This is a genomic window from Enterobacter vonholyi (assembly GCF_040834095.1).
Classification (GTDB): Bacteria; Pseudomonadota; Gammaproteobacteria; order Enterobacterales; family Enterobacteriaceae; genus Enterobacter; species Enterobacter vonholyi.
Window position 1 is genome coordinate 109066 of sequence record NZ_CP162152.1, and the last position, 18999, is coordinate 128064.

Genomic DNA, 18999 nt, shown 5'->3' on the forward strand with positions numbered 1-18999 from the left:
CTACTTGAGCTTTTCGATCAACGCCTGGTGGACGTTAACCGGCAGGAAATGGGTAACGTCCCCATGATGGCGCGCCACCTCTTTTACCAGCGTGGACGAGATAAACGACCACTCTTTGGAGGGCATCAGAAACACGCTTTCCAGCTCCGGCATCAGGTGGCGATTCATGTGCGCCAGCTGCATCTCATACTCGAAGTCTGCCACCGCGCGTAAGCCGCGGATCAGAATATTGGCCTGCTGAGCGCGGGCGAAGTTAGCCATCAGATCGCTAAACCCGACCACCTCAACATTCGGTAGGTGCGAAATGGCATCGGTGGCGAGCTGCACGCGCTCGTTGAGATCAAACATCGGCTTTTTGCTGGGGCTGGCGGCAATGGCCAGGATCACCTTATCGAACATGCTCGCCGCACGGGTGATGATATCAAGATGACCGTTGGTGATCGGATCGAAGGTACCCGGATAAATCGCTTTTGTGCTCATGGCTCACGTTTTCTCTGAGTAGCCGCGGCAGAGCGCCCACAGCTCGGTGTATTTGTTGAAAGTATACTGGGCATTTACTACCGCGAGTAACCAGCCCTGCTTACCGTCCAGCACGCCACCACGCAGCAGCAGCGTTTTCAGAAACGCGCCCAGCGTATGGGTGAAGATACCCGTCAGCGAGGCTTTCTTGCCGCGCTGGTGACGCTCCTGCGCCCATGCGGTGGCATAGTTGAGCTGTTTACGCTGGAAGCTCGCGAAATCACGGCAGGTCAGATGCAGCAAATCGCCCCTCAGGGGGATGACCTGGGCGCTATCGCAGCTCAGGGATTCATGAACCAGATTGTCATTGTACTGATATCGCTCGCGCTCGTACAGGCGCATGACGCGATCGGGATACCAGCCGCTGTGGCGCATAAAACGACCAAGGAAGTAGTTGCGGCGGGCAATGCTGTATACGGCGCCAGGCTGGGGCGAAGAAAGCACCGCCTGAATGGCCTGCTGAAGCTCCGGCGTGATGCGCTCGTCAGTGTCGAGCATCAATACATAATCACCGGTGGCATACCCCTGCGCGCGCTGGCGCTGGATGCCATAGCCTTGCCAGTCCGTATCGGTAAAGACTTTTGCGCCCGCAGCCCGGGCAACATCTACCGTATCATCCGTACTTCCGGAGTCGAGCACGACAATCTCGTCAGCCCAGGCAACCGACGCCAGGCAGTCCGGAAGCAGGTCGGCGGCGTTTTTGGCGATCATCACGACCGACAGACGCGTTGACATTAGTGGCTCCGCTGAGGCAGATAAGGTTGCAGAAGCTGCAGCAGACGGGTCAGTGCGCCCTGGTTCTGGTGCAGTACTTCGACGGCATGGCGGCCGTACCACAGGCGATAATCTTCGTCAGTCAGAAGGGTCGATACCTCTTTGACCACCGAATCCGCATCGGTCACGGTAATTAAACCATCGGCCTGCTGTAATTTCGCGCAGATGTCTTTGAAGTTAAACGTGTGCGGTCCCATCAGCACCGGAATGGCGTGGGCTGCCGGCTCCAGCGGGTTATGACCGCCGCGCTCGACCAGGCTACCACCGACAAACGCGAGGTCAGCAATGCCGTACAGCAGCATCAGCTCGCCCATCGTATCGCCAATCACCACCTGGGTGCTGCCGGAAGGGATTTCACCGCTGCTGCGCAGCGTGAAGCTGAAGCCGCCTTTCTGGACCATTTCACGGGCATCTTTAAAACGCTCCGGATGGCGAGGCACGAGGATCAGCAGTAAATCAGGGAATTTTTCCAGCAGCTTGCGGTGAGCCTGCAGGATGATCTCTTCTTCGCCATCATGGGTACTGGTTGCAATCCAGACCTGACGACGTGGAGCCCACTGGCGACGCAGCGTGATGGCGCGAGCTGCGAGTTCAGGGGTTACAGAAATATCAAATTTCAGGCTTCCCGTTACCGCAAGCTGGTTGCGTTTCAGGCCCAGAGAGATAAAGCGTGCTGCATCTTCTTCATTCTGCGCGGCAATCAGCGTGATCTTACTGAGCAGGCGGCGCATAAATTTACCCAGCTTGCCGTAACCTTTCGCCGAGCGCTCTGAGAGACGCGCGTTGGCAATGACCAGCGGGATTTTACGAGCATGCAGGGCGGAAATCATGTTCGGCCACAGTTCGGTTTCCATCACGATCACCAGCTTCGGGCGCACGGTGTTGAGGAAACGATTCATGGCGCAGGGCAGATCGTAAGGCAGATAAACATGCTGCACGTCTTTACCGAAAGCGGATAACGCGCGCTCCGAGCCGGTTGGCGTCATCGTCGTGACGGTGATTGGCAGTGAAGGGTAGCGGTGACGCAGGGCGCGAACCAGCGGGATCGCCGCCAGCGTTTCACCAACAGAAACGGAATGCAGCAAAATACCGTCCGGTACGACTTTATTGCGGCAGAAGCCATAGCGTTCAGCCCAGCGTTTACGATACGCAGGCGCTTTCCGGCTACGAAGCAACAGTCTCAGCCACACCAGTGGCTGAATGATGTAGAGCAGAGCGGTATACAACAATTCCAAGCGATTATCCGTTTTTTTAGTTTCGGCGGGCAAATTCTAAGCATTTAGGCCAGGTAAAGCTATCTCTTATGCCAGATACCGTTTCAAACGGAAATAACGTCTACCCAGCCGCCAGCGCAGACGCGGACTTTTTGCACTTTTCCAGATGAGTTTCCAGATGCCTGTTTCGAAGAACTCTTTAATAATCATTGATTTCTTCTTCTCATCCTTCATGTTGTCAAAGGTGTGAATAATTCCCAGCCCCTCTTTGGCAATTTGCCAGTGGCAGGCAGGGATCCCTTTTACCTTATCCGGGTAACGCTGATTGATGGCGTCGAGCATCTGCAGGATTTTCATGTAGTGACGCGCGGAACGAATCAGCGTGTCGTCATTGTCCGGCATATGGGACACCGATGCAGAGTGAATGTAGTAGTCGTAATAACGTTCACTGGTGTACTGAACCCGCTCTGCCGCGAGCAGCACTTCGGTGGTCCACGGAATATCCTGATGGCGCAGGCCGGGTTCAAAATGGAAGCTGTGTTTACGGATAAAGTCGTGGCGATAGATGTTCAGCCAGGTGACGTGAAGGAATTTGCGAGAATCCAACGCCATTTTTAACCACGCAGGGCCAGCCATGACCCCTGTCGAAGCCAGTTTGTCTTCAGGAAAAATCGGGCGCGAGGGCTTCTTGTTATTCTCCCAGACGTAGTTCCCGTTACAGGTGGCGACATCCAGATCCTGCGTGACGGCCATATCCAGCAGACGCTGGTACATGCCTGGTTTAAAGACATCATCAATATCCGGGAAAGAGAGATATTGACCCGTCGCAACGGCCAGACCGGTATTACGCGCGATGGATACCCCCTGGTTTTGCTGTTCTATGACCTGCATCTGCGGCAGTTTTTCTCGCCATTTCTCGACGATCTCCATCGAGCGGTCAGTAGAGCCGTCATTAACAATGATGACTTCCATGCTGTCGATGCGTTGATGGACAAGGCAGGTAAAGAACTGATCCAGGAAAGCTTCACCGTTATAAACGGCAACCACCACGCTTAACAATGGGGCAGAATTTTGCATAAAAAACCTGATTATTTTTGATTGTCGACCAGAGCAACATATTGCTGGCAAATGGCATTGATACCGAACGACGCGATAGTTGCATCGCCAACGACCGGCGGGGCGGTATAAATATCCGCCAGCGTTTTTGCCAGTGAGGCGTCATTTAACTCTGCCAGCCCGCGAGCTAAAGCCCCGGTAAGGATTTCGGCAGGGCCTCCTGGGCAATTTGTACTGACCGGTGGCGTCTGGCAGATAATGGCTTCGACCAGCACATTACCAAAACCTTCGCAGTCAGAACTTAACACTAAAAGGCGTGCCCCTTTAATCCAGGGATAGGGATTGGACTCGAACGGGCGGAAAACCGTTTTGTTTTCAATGCCCAAATCGCGGGCAAGCTGCTTGAGTTTTTGAATTTGAGCGTCAGATCCATTGCCCATCATGACCAGCGTTGTGTCAATTTTACTCAGGGCGAACGCACGTAAGAGACGGTCGTGGCGTTTGTGCTCATGGAAGCGGCCAACATGAATGATGTAATCCTTTCCCTGCATCTCGAAGGGCGCATCCGCCAGACGCTGAATTTCAGGAATATCGAAAGGATTATGGATAACCGCTTTGCGTCGAAGATTGAGTGCCAGCGTCTCGGAAAGATCGTTCAACACGGCGCCTGAGACGGCGACGACGTTGCGGTTTTCGTAGGTATGACGAATTTTAAGATGTTTAAACCAGCGCGAAAGCCCGCTGCGATGGCGAAGATAGGAGAACGAGAACATGCCATGCACGCAGAACCAAACTTTGTTACGTTCAAGGGCGCGGCAGTGCGCCACAATCCGGTCTGTTTTGTGCAGATGAGAGAACACCACATCAAATTTGCCGCTGCGTTCAGCCCGCTCAATAGCTTGATCCAGCAATTGGGCGCGGCGTGGAATTTCCGTCAGCTTTCGCCACGGTTTTTTACATGTGTCTTGAACAACCTGATAATCGATGCCCTCCGGGATGGCGTAGTCGCACACTTTCCGCAGAGAGAATAGAGAGACCTGATGCCCCATATCTATTAATCCGCGGGAGAGTGTAAGAACCGTTTTTTCAGCTCCTCCACCGGGTAAACCATCAATAATCATTAGGATGCGCATTTTTAATCCAGTAATTTTTGATAAAGCGTAATAAGCTGACTTGACAGTTTTTCGGGAGTGGCGTCTTTTACACGTTCACGTGCTGCTCGTCCCATATTGTTATTTTTTTCCAGTGAAGGGATAGCGGCTACCGCTTCCTTCAATGTACTGATATCAAGCGCGTCACAATAAAATCCGTTCTGGCCTTGTTGAATAAACTCTGCACCACCGCAACTCTCTGAAGTAATGACGGGCAAGCCGCAGGCCATCGCTTCAAGAATAACGTTAGGAAAGGGATCATACAGCGTTGGTAACAGTAAACCATCGGATAGCTGATAAAAAGGCAGAGTTTCTTTTTGCACCCCCAGGAAACGGATTTGCCCCTCGCAGCCTAACGAACGGGCGAGGTCGCGATAACGATTTTCTGCTTTATCTTGTCCAACCACAATCAGCCAGGCTGATGTTCCAGCAATAGCGCGTATGGCGCTCGCCAACCCTTTTCGTTCAAACCCTGATCCTACAAAACAGAACACCACCGCATTGACCGGCAAACCAAATTGTTGGCGCAAAATCGCACGTTGCGTCTCCTGGGCCGGAACGAATCGGCTGGAATCAATAGAATTATAAATCACATGGATTTTATTTGCGTCAATATCAAAGTCTTCAACGATTTCGCGTTTGATCATCTCCGCATTACAAATTACGGCTTTTAACTCAGGTGCCTGATACATGTCCCGTTCCGCGCGCATCACGTAGCGGTGATAGCGGTCATACATCAGCATTTGCGCACGCCAGGCAGGTAAAATGCGCGCGCGCTGAAGCAGCCAGCGACGATGCACTCCATCACCCGCGCGATAGATATCACAACCCGGGATGCGCTCATGGCTTTGAACAATATCAAACTGCTGTTGCTGCCACAGCGCACGCGCGGCTTGTGCAAACCCGCGTTCTCGACTGATGCGGCCCCATTTTTGAGGGTTGCAAATGTGGATATGCCAGTCGTCTTGCTTCTCTCCCTGCCACTCACGCGTGATGACGTTGAGTTCAAGGTTCTGATTGCTCAATGCGGTGAGAGCTCGCGAAACGAAGCGCTCTGCCCCGCCATCAGGGCGATATTTTTGGCGAACAATGGCCAGACGATGGTTTTTCATGACAGATATCTCCTTGCAGCGGAGACGACTGCATCAACAGGAATGGCATCGAGATAGCGTTCTTTCGTTTTAGTATCAATGGCATCCGGATCGGGCAGCGGGCCGTAATCGCCGGCCCAGATCACTTCCCCTTTAACCTGCCACGGTGACCAGAATGTCAGTTTTGATGGACCAAACAATGCCACGCAGGGCGTTTGCAGCGCGGCGGCCATATGCATTGGAACGGAGTCAACGCCAATAAACAGAGAGGCATGATCGATAAGCGATGCCAGTTGACGCAGCGTCAACTGGCCTGCCAGCGAAACCACGCCGGTTTTGGGTGCGGCAGCGAGAATGCGATCGATCATCGCCAGCTCTTTTTTATCCGGCCCCGCGGTGAGCACAATCGTATGACCATCCTGCTGCAGAGCAGTCATGGTTTGCGCCATCTTGTCTTCGCTCCAGCATTTAAAGAACCAGCGGGACGTCGGTTGGATCACGATATAGCTGTCGCCCACACCTTTCTGCGTCAATCTTTGACGGGCATGATCCCAGTCTTCTTCGGTGTAGGCCATGGTTACGGCAGGCTGTGGCGCGATCGGCAATGGTGCCAAAATGGAGAGATTCTGTTCGACCGTATGCAGGGATTTATGGCCGTCGACAGAGACCAGATCGGTATGACAAAAACGCCAGAACGCACTATTGCGTTTGTTAAACGCAAATCCGAGGCGAACGGGGGCACCGGTGAAACGAGTAACGATCGCGCTACGCCATTGATCGGCAAGGTTAATTACCAGATGATAATGCTGATTTCTTAACGCACACAACAACTGCCACTCTTTTTGAAGATGCTTCAGCGTGCCCAGCTGTTTCCATTTGCGATCGATTCCATAAATTGTACCGATCGCTGGATGCGCGGCGAGCATATCGCGCGTTTCTTCATACAGCAGGACATCAATCTGCGCCTGCGGCCATTTTTGACGTAACGAATCAATGACGGGAGTGGTCAGCAACATGTCGCCATGATGGCGGAGTTTGATAAGTAAAATGCGCAAATCAGGTGTGTCAGGTAAGTTATTCATCATCATCTTATCGGCGTTGTACTGATGGCAATTCTAATAGACCTGTTGGCGACTTGCACTCTTTCTCCATAATCTCAGTAATTTCCCTGGAAGGGTTTACTCATGCTTTGGAGAGTGCGTAACATAGCGCTAACTTTCCTGTCTTGCGGACTCATTATGAACAAACCAGCGTTTATCATCACAATTGATACTGAGGGCGATAATCTCTGGCAAAATCACCGCGTCATTAAAACGGAAAATGCGCGCTATCTGGCGCGTTTCCAGACGCTTTGCGAGCGTTTCGGCTTTAAGCCCGTGTGGCTGACCAATTATGAGATGGCGATCGAGCCCGTTTTCATCGAATTCGCAAGGGACGCGATCGCCCGCGGTCAGGGGGAGGTGGGAATGCACCTCCACGCATGGAATAGCCCGCCGGAACACGATCTCACGGGAGATGACTGGTGCTGGCAGCCTTATCTGATTGAATTTTCGGATGAGATGATGCGCGAGAAAGTGCTGTTCATGACCCGACTGCTGGAAGAGACCTTCCAGACCAAAATGTTAAGCCACCGTGCCGGACGTTGGGCATTTGACAGTCGCTATGCAAAATTGCTCGTTGAACTGGGTTACCAGGTTGATTGCTCCGTGACGCCACGCGTGAACTGGCGCAATGCGAAAGGCGCCCCGCAGGGCAATGGCGGAACGGATTACCAGCATTTCCCCGACCACGCCTATTTCATGGACTTAGACAATATTTCCCGGGCAGGTAATAGCCCATTACTTGAAGTGCCGATGAGCATTCAGTATAAGCACCCGGCGTGGTTGAACACGATCAAACAGGGTTACGATCGGCTTCGGGGTAAATACCGTTCCCCGTCCGTCAACTGGCTAAGACCGTCCGGTGGGAATGCGGCGCAAATGATTCAGGTCGCACAGCAATGTCTGTCGCAGGGAAATGAGTACGTGGAGTTTATGCTTCATTCGTCGGAATTTATGCCAGGCGGAAGTCCTACGTTTAAAGATGAGGCAGCGATAGAAGGGTTGTATCAGGATTTAGAAACGCTCTTTGGCTGGTTATCCGATAAGACGGTAGGGATGACGCTGGCGGAGTTTTATCAATACAAGAAAAAATAATGCCCGCGAGGCGGGCATTATCATTAACGTTGCCTGGTTTGCGAAAAAGGTGTACTCAGCGCAAACACAGTGACAAAGAAAATTAAGGCCTCTGAACTCAATAGTATGACGTCCGTCATGCCGTAGAGTAATAAAAGAAGCAGGGTCGTCAGCAGCAGACCATTTTTGTTTTTTAGTGCGTAAGCGAACATCGATATATAGGCAAAGAGTAATATCGCTAGCCCGGGGATCCCTTGCAGTGAGTATTTTTCAATAAACTCATTATGCAGATGCACTTTGATATAATCGAGTGCGGTTGCGAGATGTGGATGCCCATTTTTCACATATTGCTGTGTCCATACTTCGCGGTCTTCAACTGATTGCCCTAAAGGATGGGCAAGTCCGTTTTGAATACCCACACTCCACATAGAGAAACGTGCGCCGAGCGAGGTTGCATCATTACCTTTTTGGTAATTTTCAACTTCAATTTGTGTTTGTTGTATCTTTGGTAAAATTAATGGCTTGTAGCTAACGACAACAATGCCCGCCACAATGCATAAGAAAATCAACGTTGATTTAAGGTGTATTCTTCTGAAGTGGTAGAGCGTGAGTATAATCGCCAGGAGTAAATATAATCCCATTGCGGCACGCGTGCCCGTTAGAAGAATGACAAAGTAAGAGATTAAGATGATGAGTCCTGCGGCTACATACAGTTTTATATTTTTCTGTAGATAAAGGCTATATACAAACGCCAGTGACAGTACAGAGTAAACATAGGCCGACACGGTTGCACGGTTTATGGCCATCTCGATACGCCCCATACCCTGCGATGCTTGCCATAAGCCATAGCCAGTAGCAAGCATAAACCCAGCACCAGAAGCGTATAAGAAATATTTCTGGAAGGATGCTTGATCAATATAAGACTTAAACCGGTCAAGATAGAATATAAGGATACTCGCCAGAATCAATTTTTTACTTGCACCGAGATAATCGCTATAAACGTTCAAACCCTCGCTATGATATTCATACACCATATACCAGATAAGATTAAGCAACCCGATTAATAAAATCGGCAATGCGATAGTAAAAGGGCGCACTGTGATCTTTTTATATTCGCAAGCTAAACCGATGATGCTGGCATAAATTGCAATATAGAAAAACTCGCGCTGCTTACCTGAACTCAGCAGCGCCAGCGCAAGCGAAATAAGGCTCAAAATCAGCGTAAGCTGATAAAGCCGCAGTTTTACTTTTTCCATAATGCCTCAATGACCCTTTTTTTGTAGCTGAAACGTACATCTCTGGAGAAGAAAAAAGAGAAAGAATAAAGAGCGTTTACCCGCTGCTTAACCAGTTTGAGTTGCTGGTCAGTCAGATGCTTGCGGTGGTTACTGTAAATATCAAACCAGTGACAATTCACAAGGTGTCTAAATGATGGCGGAAATGTTTTTTCCATCTGTAGTGTGCATTCAACCAGCATAGCGATTTTACTGGCGTCGAGTCGACTCGACAAACTGTCGCTACGTTTAATGTAATAATAGTGTCCCTGACGCTGATAAACTATTTTACTCGATTGCATCAGCATGCCGGGAAATACGGCGAAATCTTCATAGCAGATCATCGAAGGAATCGGGTTGTTTGCATACAATTTTCGATGCATGAATTGCCCGATGAGATGTGCCTGAAAATCTTTGTGCTGCAGGAACCGCTTTATTGCTTCATGCTGTGACAAAGCAACAGGAGAGAAATCCTGCCAGTCGGCGGTGATTTTCTTAGTGTCGCGAATTTCCAGCAGGCGCGTCAGTAGCATATCAGGGCGTTCTTTTTTGAGAAAGGCCACTGCGTCCCTGATGCTGCCTGGTTTCAATCGGTCATCGCTATCCAGCATGGTAATATATTCACCTGAGGCCAGCGAGAGGGCACTGTTTCGAACATGACCTACGTTACGGTACTCAACGTATCGGGACTGGGCATTTGGAAACGCTGGCAGCCAGGCTTCAATAATATCCTGCGTTGAGTCATTGGAGCTGTCGTTAAAGATAATGATCTCTACATCGTTGCCCGCACCATCAATTGCGTTTTGCAGGCTTTCCAGGGTTGCGTGAAGCGTATCTTTAGCGTTATGCGCGGCAATAATGATGCTTAGAAAAGCCATAGTAATTATTTTCCCTGAGCATCAAAGGAGTATGCGGTTGCGTTAGTTGTTGATAACTCGCAAATAAAATGTTTGAGGTCACGTAGCGATTCTTCAGTTACAGCGAAGAGTTCTTCTCTGCTCTGTGAGAAGTAATACCGTGTTTCAAAAACGTATGAGCAAATGTTGTCATCATTTCCAATTAGCAACACGTTGCCCAGCGGACGCTGTTCATAGTGGCAACAAGGCCCGAACAATAGGATAACTGGCACTCCGACGGCATCGGCGATGTAAACATTCCCCGAGTCAGAGGCGATATAACAATCCATTTTAGAAATGGCCCACGGCAGCTCTTCAAGCGAGATTTTGCCAATCAGATTAATAAAGTTGGGCAGTTCACCATAAGCGCGGGTGATATCGTCCATCCACGATTGTTCATTTGGGGCGCCAAAAACATAAAATTCGCAAGGCAGGTCAGCGAGACGATCGGCAATTTGCTTCCAGATGACCGGCGGAACGGTTTTCGCTTTATTCCCGGCGGCTACGCTGATGCCAATTCGGATCACGCCAGGTTTATCGAGGATTGCCGGATAGGTTGCGGGTTTGAAAAGTGGCTTTGTGGCGTGCTTTGGCGAGTCTTGCCAGGTTAAGGTGCGATCGGCCAGTTTGAGATAGTTCGTGACCGAAAGAGTCTTCTTACCATGTTCAACAATACCGTCTGCCGTGGCATAGAAAATACCGTGATACCATCTGCGCGTGTAAGTGCTTAAAAACTGTTTGTTTTTAGCATTACACACGGAGGCGAAAAAGAGATTTACGCTGTTAGGTTGCAGGAGATAGACATTGTCATAGCGATTCATGATCCGGCAGGCAAAGACCAGTTTTCGCCACAGGTTACGCTTATGCTGCTCGATAAAAAAAATCTCATCGATCGTCTCATCATGCTTCGCCAGCGCACCCACGCTACGACTGATGAGTACGTCGCTTTTTTGAAGGTATGCCAGAAGGGGCGTTGCATTAACAAAATCGCCGATTTTAGCTGTCTGAATGACCAGGTTTTTTCCTGTCTCTTTGCGGAACAGCTGCCGGATAAGCTTCACCGGAAAAAGTAAAATCAGCAGAAATACGTAACTCATGCGTTAGATATCCCTGTTGGAAAGCCAACGGCTGCCCTGTAAAAATGAAAAAATAGCATCTGCGCTGATATCCTTCGTTTGCTGGGTCGGGCTGACCATCTGATGCTGGTTCTTACCGTAACCCCCGATCAATCCGGGATCGGTCGGACCAAAAATCGTAATATTCGGACGATCCAGCGCCGCGGTTAAATGGCTTAAACCGGTATCAACGGAAACAACAGCATTCGCCCCCGCCAGCTGTGCAGCAACCTGCGCCAGCGTGAGTTTCGGCAATACCTCGACGTGCGAAAATCCTGCAGCCAGACGCTTTGCACGCTGCCGCTCATGTTCAGCGCCCCAGGGCAGTTTAATATGGATGCCGGTAGGTTGCATTAGTTCAATCAGGCTTCGCCAGTGCGTTTCCGGCCAGTGTTTATCGTCGCGAGTTGTGGCATGCAGGAACACAAGATAAGGCTGAGCACAGGGATCTGTATTGCGCAAAAAGTGCTGTGCAATGGCGTAGTCGCCTTGGGTTTCCGGTTTGGCATAGCCCAGACTTTTTGCAAACAGCTCGCGTGTACGTTCGACGGCATGCTGTTGCTTTGCGATGTAGTGGCGGCGGTTATAGAACATGCTCGCCAGCGGTTCGCGGGCGGTATGCCAGTCCATGCCGTGCTTTACGCCATGTGCCAGACGCGTCACCAGCGCAGCGCTTTTCACCAGCCCCTGGGCGTCGATGATAGCGTCGTAATGTTGTGCCTGTACCGCCTCACGGAAGGCTTTGCGTTCGGCTTTAATTGGCGCGGAGAACCACGCTTTGCGCCAGCGGCGAATCGCCACCGGGATCACGCGGTCAACCGCTTCATGCCAGGTGGGGATCTGCGCGAAACCTTCTTCCACTACCCAGTCAAAACGAATGCCGGGAATGGCCCGCATGGCGTCCGTCAGTGACGGCAGCGTATGCAGAACATCGCCCATCGAAGAGGTTTTAACGATCAGTACCCGCATTCGTTATCCTTCTTCGCTCAGCAGCAGTTCGTTAAGTTCTTCGAGAACGCGCTCTGGGGTAATGTCGATCAGGCTCTGATGATAGCCTTCTGCGGCATCGCCTTTGCGCACTTTGTGGTAGCCGGTGATCAGGCGAATGACGCGCGCTTTATGAGAAAGCGGGGGCGTGAAGTCCGGGCTACTTGGGCCATACAGCGCCACAAGCGGGCGGTTGAGCGCGGCAGCGACGTGCATCAGGCCAGAATCGTTACTTACTACAGCCTTACAGGCGGCAATCAGAATAACCGCCTGTTCAAGCTGCGTTTCTCCCGCCAGGTTGCGGCACCAGGCCTGCTGTTCATTACTCAGCGTCGCGAGAATTTCGTTGCCTGCCTCGTGGTCCTTTGCCGAGCCGAACAGGACAATCTGGTAGCCTTCGTCAATCAGCTGTTTCGCCAGCTCCGCATAATGATAGTGCGGCCAGCGTTTTGCCGGGCCGAACTCGGCGCCAGGGCAAAAGCCAATCATCGGGCGTTCAGACGAAAGACCAAACGCGTTACAGGTCTGGGATTTTTCACCGTCGTTAACCTGAAGCTGTGGCCAGAGCAGCGGCTGCGGCAGGTCTTTCGCACTGCGCATCACGCCTTTGTCATAGGCCAAAGCCACGTAGCGTTCCACCATCAGCGGCCAGGCCTCTTTATCCAGCACCCGTGCATCGTTCAGCAGGCCGTAGCGCATTTCGCCGCGCCAGCCGGTACGGTGCGGTATCCCCGCAAAAAAGGGCACCAGGGCGGATTTAAAGGAGTTTGGCAGGACATACGCCCGATCGTAGCGCTTCTCGCGCAGGCTATGACCGAGTTTGCGGCGTTCGCCGATTTCCAGCGCCCCGTGGCCAAGCGGCATCGGGATGGCTTCATTTACTTCCGGCATACGCGACAACAGCGGACGGCACCATGCAGGTGCCATCACGTCGATTATCGCCTGGGGATAGCGCGCCTTGAGCGTGCGATAGAGACTTTGCGACATCATCATGTCGCCCACCCATGACGGGCCGATCACCAGAATCTTCATACTTACGCGTCGCGGTTCAGCCAGGCCATATATTCCGTTACGCCTTCGGCAACGGTCTTGAACGGCTTGTCATAACCCGCTGCGCGCAGGTTAGTCAGATCGGCCTGCGTGAACGCCTGATAACGGCCCTTCAGCTTGTCAGGGAACGGAATGTACTCAATGCTGCCTTTTTTGTGATACGCCAGCGTGGCGTCAGCCACTGCCTGGAAGGACTCCGCGCGGCCGGTCCCCAGGTTGAAGATGCCGGATACGCCGTTTTCCCAGAACCACAGGTTCACTGCGGCAACGTCGCCTACGTAGACGAAATCACGCTTAAAGCCGTCACTGCCTTCGAACAGTTTCGGACTTTCGCCGTTATTCAGCTGGGTGTTCAGGTGGAACGCTACGCTTGCCATACTGCCTTTGTGGCCTTCGCGCGGTCCGTAGACGTTGAAGTAACGGAAGCCGACGATCTGCGAGTTCGCTTCTGGCAGAACCTGACGCACGTACTCGTCGAACAGAAACTTAGAATAACCGTAGACGTTCAGCGGCTGTTCATACTCGCGGGACTCGATGAAGTCCGAGGTGCGGCCGCCGTAGGTTGCAGCGGAGGAGGCGTACAGGAACGGAATTTCACGCTCCAGGCAGTAGTGCAGGATCTCTTTGGAGTACTGATAGTTGTTGTCCATCATGTACTTTCCATCCCACTCGGTGGTGGAAGAACACGCACCTTCGTGGAAGATGGCTTCGATCTCGCCGAACTCTTCGCCTGCCATAATCTGGATAAGGAAGTCTTCTTTATCCATGTAGTCAGCGATGTTCAGATCCACCAGGTTGACGAACTTGGTGCCGTCTTTCAGGTTGTCAACCACCAGGATGTCGGTGATGCCTTTGTCATTGAGAGCCTTAACAATATTGCTGCCGATAAAGCCCGCGCCGCCGGTAACGATGATCATAACTGTAACCTTTGAAGTGTGGAGCCCGGGGACAATCCCGGACGCTAATGTCTCTATCATATCATTAGTATGGCTGCCCTTCAGCCATTCACCTTCACAGCGCAGGGGTACGCGTGATTTATGCTGCAAAAACGACAAGAGATGACGTGTCATCTCGTCATGAACTATAGGTTTGGGTAATATGTCCCGAAATTTGCCGAGTCTGGAGAATTGCAATGCGTGGTGATTTTTACAAACAGTTAAACAGCGACCTCGACACCGCACGTGCGGAAGGGTTGTTCAAGGAAGAGCGTATTATCACGTCTGCCCAGCAGGCGGACATCACCGTTGCCGGCGGCAGCCATGTGATCAACTTTTGTGCGAACAACTATTTAGGTCTCGCAAATCACCCTGAGCTGATTGCCGCTGCAAAAAACGGCATGGACACCCACGGTTTCGGCATGGCCTCCGTACGCTTTATCTGCGGTACGCAGGACAGCCACAAACAGCTTGAGCAAAAGCTGGCGAGCTTCCTCGGAATGGAAGACGCGATCCTGTACTCCTCCTGCTTTGACGCTAACGGCGGTCTGTTTGAGACCCTGCTCGGTGCAGAAGATGCGATTATCTCCGACGCCCTGAACCACGCTTCCATCATCGACGGCGTACGCCTGTGTAAAGCGAAGCGTTTCCGCTACGCCAACAACGATATGGTTGAGCTGGAAGCGCGCCTGAAAGAGGCTCGTGAAGCGGGTGCTCGCCACGTGCTGATCGCCACCGACGGCGTATTCTCCATGGACGGCGTGATCGCCAACCTGAAGGGCGTGTGCGACCTGGCGGATAAATACGACGCGCTGGTGATGGTCGATGACTCTCACGCGGTCGGTTTTGTCGGCGAAAACGGCCGCGGCTCCCACGAATACTGTGACGTGATGGGCCGCGTGGACATCATCACCGGCACGCTGGGCAAAGCGCTCGGCGGCGCGTCCGGCGGCTATACCGCCGCGCGTAAAGAGGTGGTTGAGTGGCTGCGTCAGCGCTCCCGTCCGTATCTGTTCTCCAACTCCCTGGCGCCGGCGATTGTTGCCGCCTCCATTAAAGTGCTGGAGATGGTGGAGTCCGGCGCTGAGCTGCGCGACCGCCTGTGGTCCAACGCCCGTCTGTTCCGTGAAAAAATGAGCGCCGCAGGGTTTACCCTGGCCGGTGCCGACCATGCGATCATTCCGGTGATGCTCGGCGATGCGGTCGTCGCGCAGCAATTTGCCCGCGAACTGCAGAAAGAAGGGATTTACGTCACCGGGTTCTTCTTCCCGGTGGTGCCAAAAGGTCAGGCGCGTATCCGCACCCAGATGTCTGCGGCGCATACGCCTGAACAAATTGAACGTGCGGTAGAAGCCTTTACCCGCATTGGTAAACTGCTGGGCGTAATTGCCTGAGGACGTGTGATGAAAGCGTTATCCAAACTGAAAGCGGAAGAAGGGATTTGGATGACCGACGTGCCGGAGCCGGAAGTCGGTCATAACGATCTGCTGATCAAAATTCGTAAAACGGCCATCTGTGGTACTGACGTTCACATCTATAACTGGGACCAGTGGTCGCAGAAAACCATCCCGGTACCGATGGTTGTCGGTCACGAATATGTCGGCGAAGTGGTGGGTATCGGCCAGGAAGTAAAAGGCTTCAAAATTGGCGACCGCGTCTCCGGTGAAGGCCATATTACCTGCGGCCACTGCCGTAACTGCCGCGGCGGGCGTACTCACCTGTGCCGTAATACCATTGGCGTGGGCGTGAACCGTCCGGGCTGCTTCGCGGAATATCTGGTGATCCCGGCCTTTAACGCGTTCAAAATCCCGGACAATATTTCTGACGATCTGGCCTCTATATTCGACCCGTTCGGCAATGCGGTGCACACGGCGCTCTCTTTCGACCTGGTTGGTGAAGACGTGCTGGTCTCCGGCGCGGGCCCAATTGGCATTATGGCGGCAGCCGTGGCGAAGCACGTGGGTGCGCGCAACGTTGTGATCACCGACGTGAACGAATACCGTCTGTCGCTGGCGCGCAAAATGGGCGTCACCCGTGCGGTGGATGTCTCGAAAGAGAGCCTGAGCGACGTGATGGAAGAGCTGGGCATGACCGAAGGCTTTGACGTGGGTCTGGAGATGTCCGGCGCGCCACCGGCGTTTCGCACCATGCTCGACACCATGAACCACGGCGGTCGTATTGCGATGCTGGGTATTCCGCCATCGGATATGTCTATCGACTGGAACAAGGTCATCTTCAAGGGGCTGTTCATTAAGGGCATCTATGGCCGCGAAATGTTCGAGACCTGGTACAAGATGGCGGCGCTGATCCAGTCCGGTCTGGATCTGTCCCCGATTATCACTCACCGTTTCTCCATCGATGAGTTCCAGCAGGGCTTTGACGCGATGCGTTCCGGCCAGTCAGGGAAAGTGATCCTGAGCTGGGATAAGTAATCAAAAAGGGGCCTGAGGCCCCTTTTTTTATTGATTCTTTTTCTCTTCGTCCGTCAGGTAGCGCACCTTGCGGGTGTAGTCCTGACCTTTGAACAGCAGTTTGTTATCCGGTGATTCAAGATATTTTTGCCATTCTGAGAGAGGGAAACCGCCGTGCGCGCCAATCACCTCTTTCGGAACTACGGCTTCCTGCCCGCCGATCTTCTTGGAGACCGGCCAGTTCATCCAGTCACCCAGGTTAACCGTTTTTAAATCCAGCATGTCCAGCAGCGCGGCGAGCGGCAGCTGATCGGTCGGCGGCTGCGTGTCGTCCATCAGTTCCCAGGTATCCTGGAACAGCGTCAGCCACAGCGGGCAGATACGGCGCCAGGTTTTTTTAGTTGCCGCAAGAAACGCGCCGTTAACGTGATCGACCAGATAAGGGCGCACCGTCTCCTTGTAATACGCCGGCACTTTCTCCGCAGGCGCACCGTCCAGCTTGGCAATCATTTTACCCTGACGGAAGCTGGAGTAGATGTGCATATCGGCCATGTTGATCTCTGGCATCTTCAGCAAATTGAGATCGGAATCGATCATCAATATCCCTTCACCGCGAGCCTGTAGCGGGGCGTTAAGCTTCACCAGACGGCTGAGGTAGATCTGCTTATAGCGGTAACTTTCCTCACGAACGGGAAGGTTAAGCGTCACTACGCGGGTTTTAGGCGGCAGTATCCCAAAGGCGGATTCGGGTTGATCGCTGACGATGACGATTTCGCTCACCCCGGTGGCATAACGTTCCGCGAAGGTGGCAGAGAGTAATGCTTCTTCGACGAAATCTGCGCCGGTACACGGAATCACAATAGAGTCCACCGCAGCAAGCGCGCCCGTCACGGGAAGAGAGCTGTAAGGAATGTTGTGTCGCCCGGTGATATGACGATAGCGAGCATTAAGAAATTTAAACATAGTTATCTCGTTTGGTCAGCGCGCGCCAAGCACGGCTTCGACACCGCTGACGTAGTTTTCAATGGCGTAGTTATGACAGACGTTCTGGTAAGCAGCTGCCGCCAGTCGAGCCCGCAGTTCCGCGTCTGCCCAGATATTGTCCAGATGTTGTGCAAGTTGTGAAACATCGCTCCAGGGGAAGAGCAGCCCTGTCGAATCATGGTCAATTAATTCCGCCGTGCCGGTTACCTGAGAGCCAATCACGGGGATATTGAGAAGCATCGCTTCCAGCACCACGCGCGGTAGCCCTTCGCTTTTTGAGGCGAGGATAAAGGCGTCAAACGTAGCGAGGTAATCAAACGGGGTGTTCTGAAAACCGGTGAAGATGACGTGATGTTCAATGCCCAGCGCTCGGGCCTGTTCCGCTAAAGCGCGGCGTTCGGCACCTTCGCCGACCAGCACCATTTTCCATTTCGCCTGCGGATGCTTCTCGCTGAACTGTGCCAGCGCCTCCAGCGTGTGGTGGTTGGCTTTGCGAGGGATTAACGACCCGATACTGCCGAACACAAACGTGTCGTCATCAATATTCAGGCGCTGGCGCATCGCACGTCGGTCAGGCAAAGGCTGGTGGATGTCGATGGCATTATTGACCGTCGTACACAGTTCGGGCCGGACGCCATGCTGAAGTAACACGCGTTCAACGCCGTGCGAGACGGCGATGATTTTTGTTGCATGGGCATTAACCAGCTTTACCAGAGGTGGGGTCAAAACAGGTTCAATGCGGCAGTGTTGGATCACCCGCGCCTGCAGGTTCGCCGCCGCCAGATAGCCTTCTTCATTTGAGCCCGGTTGGTTATTCATATAGAGCGTATCGAAACCGCCCTGCGAGAAAAGAGTTTCGATCTTGCTGACGTTAGGCCTGATGCGCCACATAATATCCACGTGACGCGTTAATGCTTTGCGGGCGCTGCGCGAGAAAAACAGCAGGCTACGTCCAGCTTCCTTCAACAATTTGGCCCAGACCGGCTGCGGACGTTGAGGGATCACGATGAGCGGGATCCCGATGCCGTTGAGCACCTGGCCAATCGTCTCACCTTCGGCACGACTATAATCACTGTAAAAACAACAGGTAATATCGAATTTATCGCGATTGATTCGCTTCAGGAGCTCAAGCATACTGTTGGTGCCTCCCCCCCATTCTTTACCCGTATCCAGGAGGAGAATTTTACTTTTGTGCGGCATGTCTGAATCCGTGTGCTACCCTTCATCTGACAGCATTATAAAGAATCTGTTGAAATAAAATAGATTTTTCTATTTTATTGCGCTTCAGGATTAGAGAAAATTTCAAGCTCGTTTATTTTAAAAGTGTGATTCAGGACTTTAACCATCTCTACTCATTTATATAGTATT

General features: G+C 52.4%; 18 protein-coding genes. 3 read left to right on the forward strand and 15 right to left on the reverse strand.

All coding sequences use genetic code 11. The features are described from left to right. The 7 genes from coaD to rfaQ form a co-directional block, all read right to left on the reverse strand. The gene (coaD, locus tag AB3N39_RS00500; RefSeq protein WP_367896997.1) at positions 1–480 is read right to left on the reverse strand and encodes a pantetheine-phosphate adenylyltransferase; all 480 of its coding nucleotides are present in this window, start codon (positions 478–480) and stop codon (positions 1–3) included. A gap of 3 nt (positions 481–483) precedes the next feature. Continuing rightward, complete coding sequence (locus AB3N39_RS00505) at positions 484–1254, reverse strand: glycosyltransferase family 2 protein (RefSeq protein ID WP_115876711.1); 771 nt, start codon at positions 1252–1254, stop codon at positions 484–486. Then, on the reverse strand, positions 1254–2528 hold the full coding sequence (gene waaA / locus AB3N39_RS00510; protein ID WP_029740803.1) for a lipid IV(A) 3-deoxy-D-manno-octulosonic acid transferase: 1275 nt from the start codon (positions 2526–2528) through the stop codon (positions 1254–1256). The genes AB3N39_RS00505 and waaA overlap by 1 nt, the downstream gene beginning before the upstream one ends. 66 nt (positions 2529–2594) lie before the next feature. Then, entirely contained in the window at positions 2595–3584 is a 990-nt protein-coding gene (locus AB3N39_RS00515) for a glycosyltransferase (RefSeq protein ID WP_143344487.1), read from the reverse strand. An 11-nt stretch (positions 3585–3595) separates the two neighbouring features. Then, complete coding sequence (locus AB3N39_RS00520; RefSeq protein ID WP_143344488.1) at positions 3596–4696, reverse strand: glycosyltransferase; 1101 nt, start codon at positions 4694–4696, stop codon at positions 3596–3598. A gap of 2 nt (positions 4697–4698) precedes the next feature. Next, on the reverse strand, positions 4699–5826 hold the full coding sequence (locus AB3N39_RS00525; RefSeq protein WP_111964301.1) for a glycosyltransferase family 4 protein: 1128 nt from the start codon (positions 5824–5826) through the stop codon (positions 4699–4701). Beyond that, complete coding sequence (gene rfaQ, locus AB3N39_RS00530; protein ID WP_115876707.1) at positions 5823–6893, reverse strand: putative lipopolysaccharide heptosyltransferase III; 1071 nt, start codon at positions 6891–6893, stop codon at positions 5823–5825. The genes AB3N39_RS00525 and rfaQ overlap by 4 nt, the downstream gene beginning before the upstream one ends. A gap of 150 nt (positions 6894–7043) precedes the next feature. Here rfaQ and AB3N39_RS00535 point away from each other — a divergent pair, with 150 nt between their 5' ends. Next, positions 7044–8000 (forward strand): polysaccharide deacetylase family protein, encoded by a 957-nt coding sequence (locus AB3N39_RS00535; protein ID WP_136195891.1) that lies wholly within the window; start codon positions 7044–7046, stop codon positions 7998–8000. 23 nt (positions 8001–8023) lie between these two features. Here the strand turns inward: AB3N39_RS00535 and AB3N39_RS00540 are convergent, their stop codons facing one another. Genes AB3N39_RS00540 through rfaD form a run of 6 tightly spaced genes read right to left on the reverse strand, consistent with a single transcriptional unit; the run spans position 8024 to position 14218 of the window. Continuing rightward, the gene (locus tag AB3N39_RS00540; protein WP_133293513.1) at positions 8024–9235 is read right to left on the reverse strand and encodes an O-antigen ligase; all 1212 of its coding nucleotides are present in this window, start codon (positions 9233–9235) and stop codon (positions 8024–8026) included. Then, positions 9223–10131, reverse strand: a complete 909-nt coding sequence (locus AB3N39_RS00545; RefSeq protein ID WP_133293514.1) for a glycosyltransferase family 2 protein — start codon at positions 10129–10131, stop codon at positions 9223–9225. Before AB3N39_RS00545 ends, AB3N39_RS00540 begins: the two co-directional genes overlap by 13 nt. 5 nt (positions 10132–10136) lie before the next feature. Then, entirely contained in the window at positions 10137–11246 is a 1110-nt protein-coding gene (locus AB3N39_RS00550; RefSeq protein WP_136195892.1) for a glycosyltransferase family 9 protein, read from the reverse strand. A 3-nt stretch (positions 11247–11249) separates the two neighbouring features. After that, entirely contained in the window at positions 11250–12233 is a 984-nt protein-coding gene (gene rfaC / locus AB3N39_RS00555) for a lipopolysaccharide heptosyltransferase RfaC (protein WP_325814398.1), read from the reverse strand. 3 nt (positions 12234–12236) lie between these two features. Next, positions 12237–13283 (reverse strand): ADP-heptose--LPS heptosyltransferase RfaF, encoded by a 1047-nt coding sequence (gene rfaF, locus AB3N39_RS00560; RefSeq protein ID WP_032661897.1) that lies wholly within the window; start codon positions 13281–13283, stop codon positions 12237–12239. Between the two features lie 2 nt (positions 13284–13285). Then, complete coding sequence (rfaD, locus tag AB3N39_RS00565; RefSeq protein ID WP_008502707.1) at positions 13286–14218, reverse strand: ADP-glyceromanno-heptose 6-epimerase; 933 nt, start codon at positions 14216–14218, stop codon at positions 13286–13288. Positions 14219–14433: 215 nt separating this feature from the next. On the opposite strand from rfaD, the gene kbl reads away from it, so the two are divergent. Both kbl and tdh read left to right on the forward strand, forming a co-directional pair. Then, positions 14434–15630 carry a glycine C-acetyltransferase gene (kbl, locus tag AB3N39_RS00570; protein WP_252093544.1) on the forward strand — a complete coding sequence of 399 codons (1197 nt, stop codon included), beginning with the start codon at positions 14434–14436 and terminating at the stop codon, positions 15628–15630. Between the two features lie 9 nt (positions 15631–15639). Beyond that, positions 15640–16668 carry an L-threonine 3-dehydrogenase gene (tdh, locus tag AB3N39_RS00575; protein WP_111964308.1) on the forward strand — a complete coding sequence of 343 codons (1029 nt, stop codon included), beginning with the start codon at positions 15640–15642 and terminating at the stop codon, positions 16666–16668. A 27-nt stretch (positions 16669–16695) separates the two neighbouring features. Here tdh and AB3N39_RS00580 read toward each other — a convergent pair whose 3' ends face one another. After that, on the reverse strand, positions 16696–17610 hold the full coding sequence (locus AB3N39_RS00580; protein WP_111964309.1) for a hypothetical protein: 915 nt from the start codon (positions 17608–17610) through the stop codon (positions 16696–16698). Positions 17611–17625: 15 nt separating this feature from the next. After that, a complete protein-coding gene (locus tag AB3N39_RS00585; protein ID WP_325814396.1) occupies positions 17626–18831 on the reverse strand; it encodes a glycosyltransferase in 1206 nt (401 codons plus the stop codon). Positions 18832–18999 lie beyond the last annotated feature (168 nt).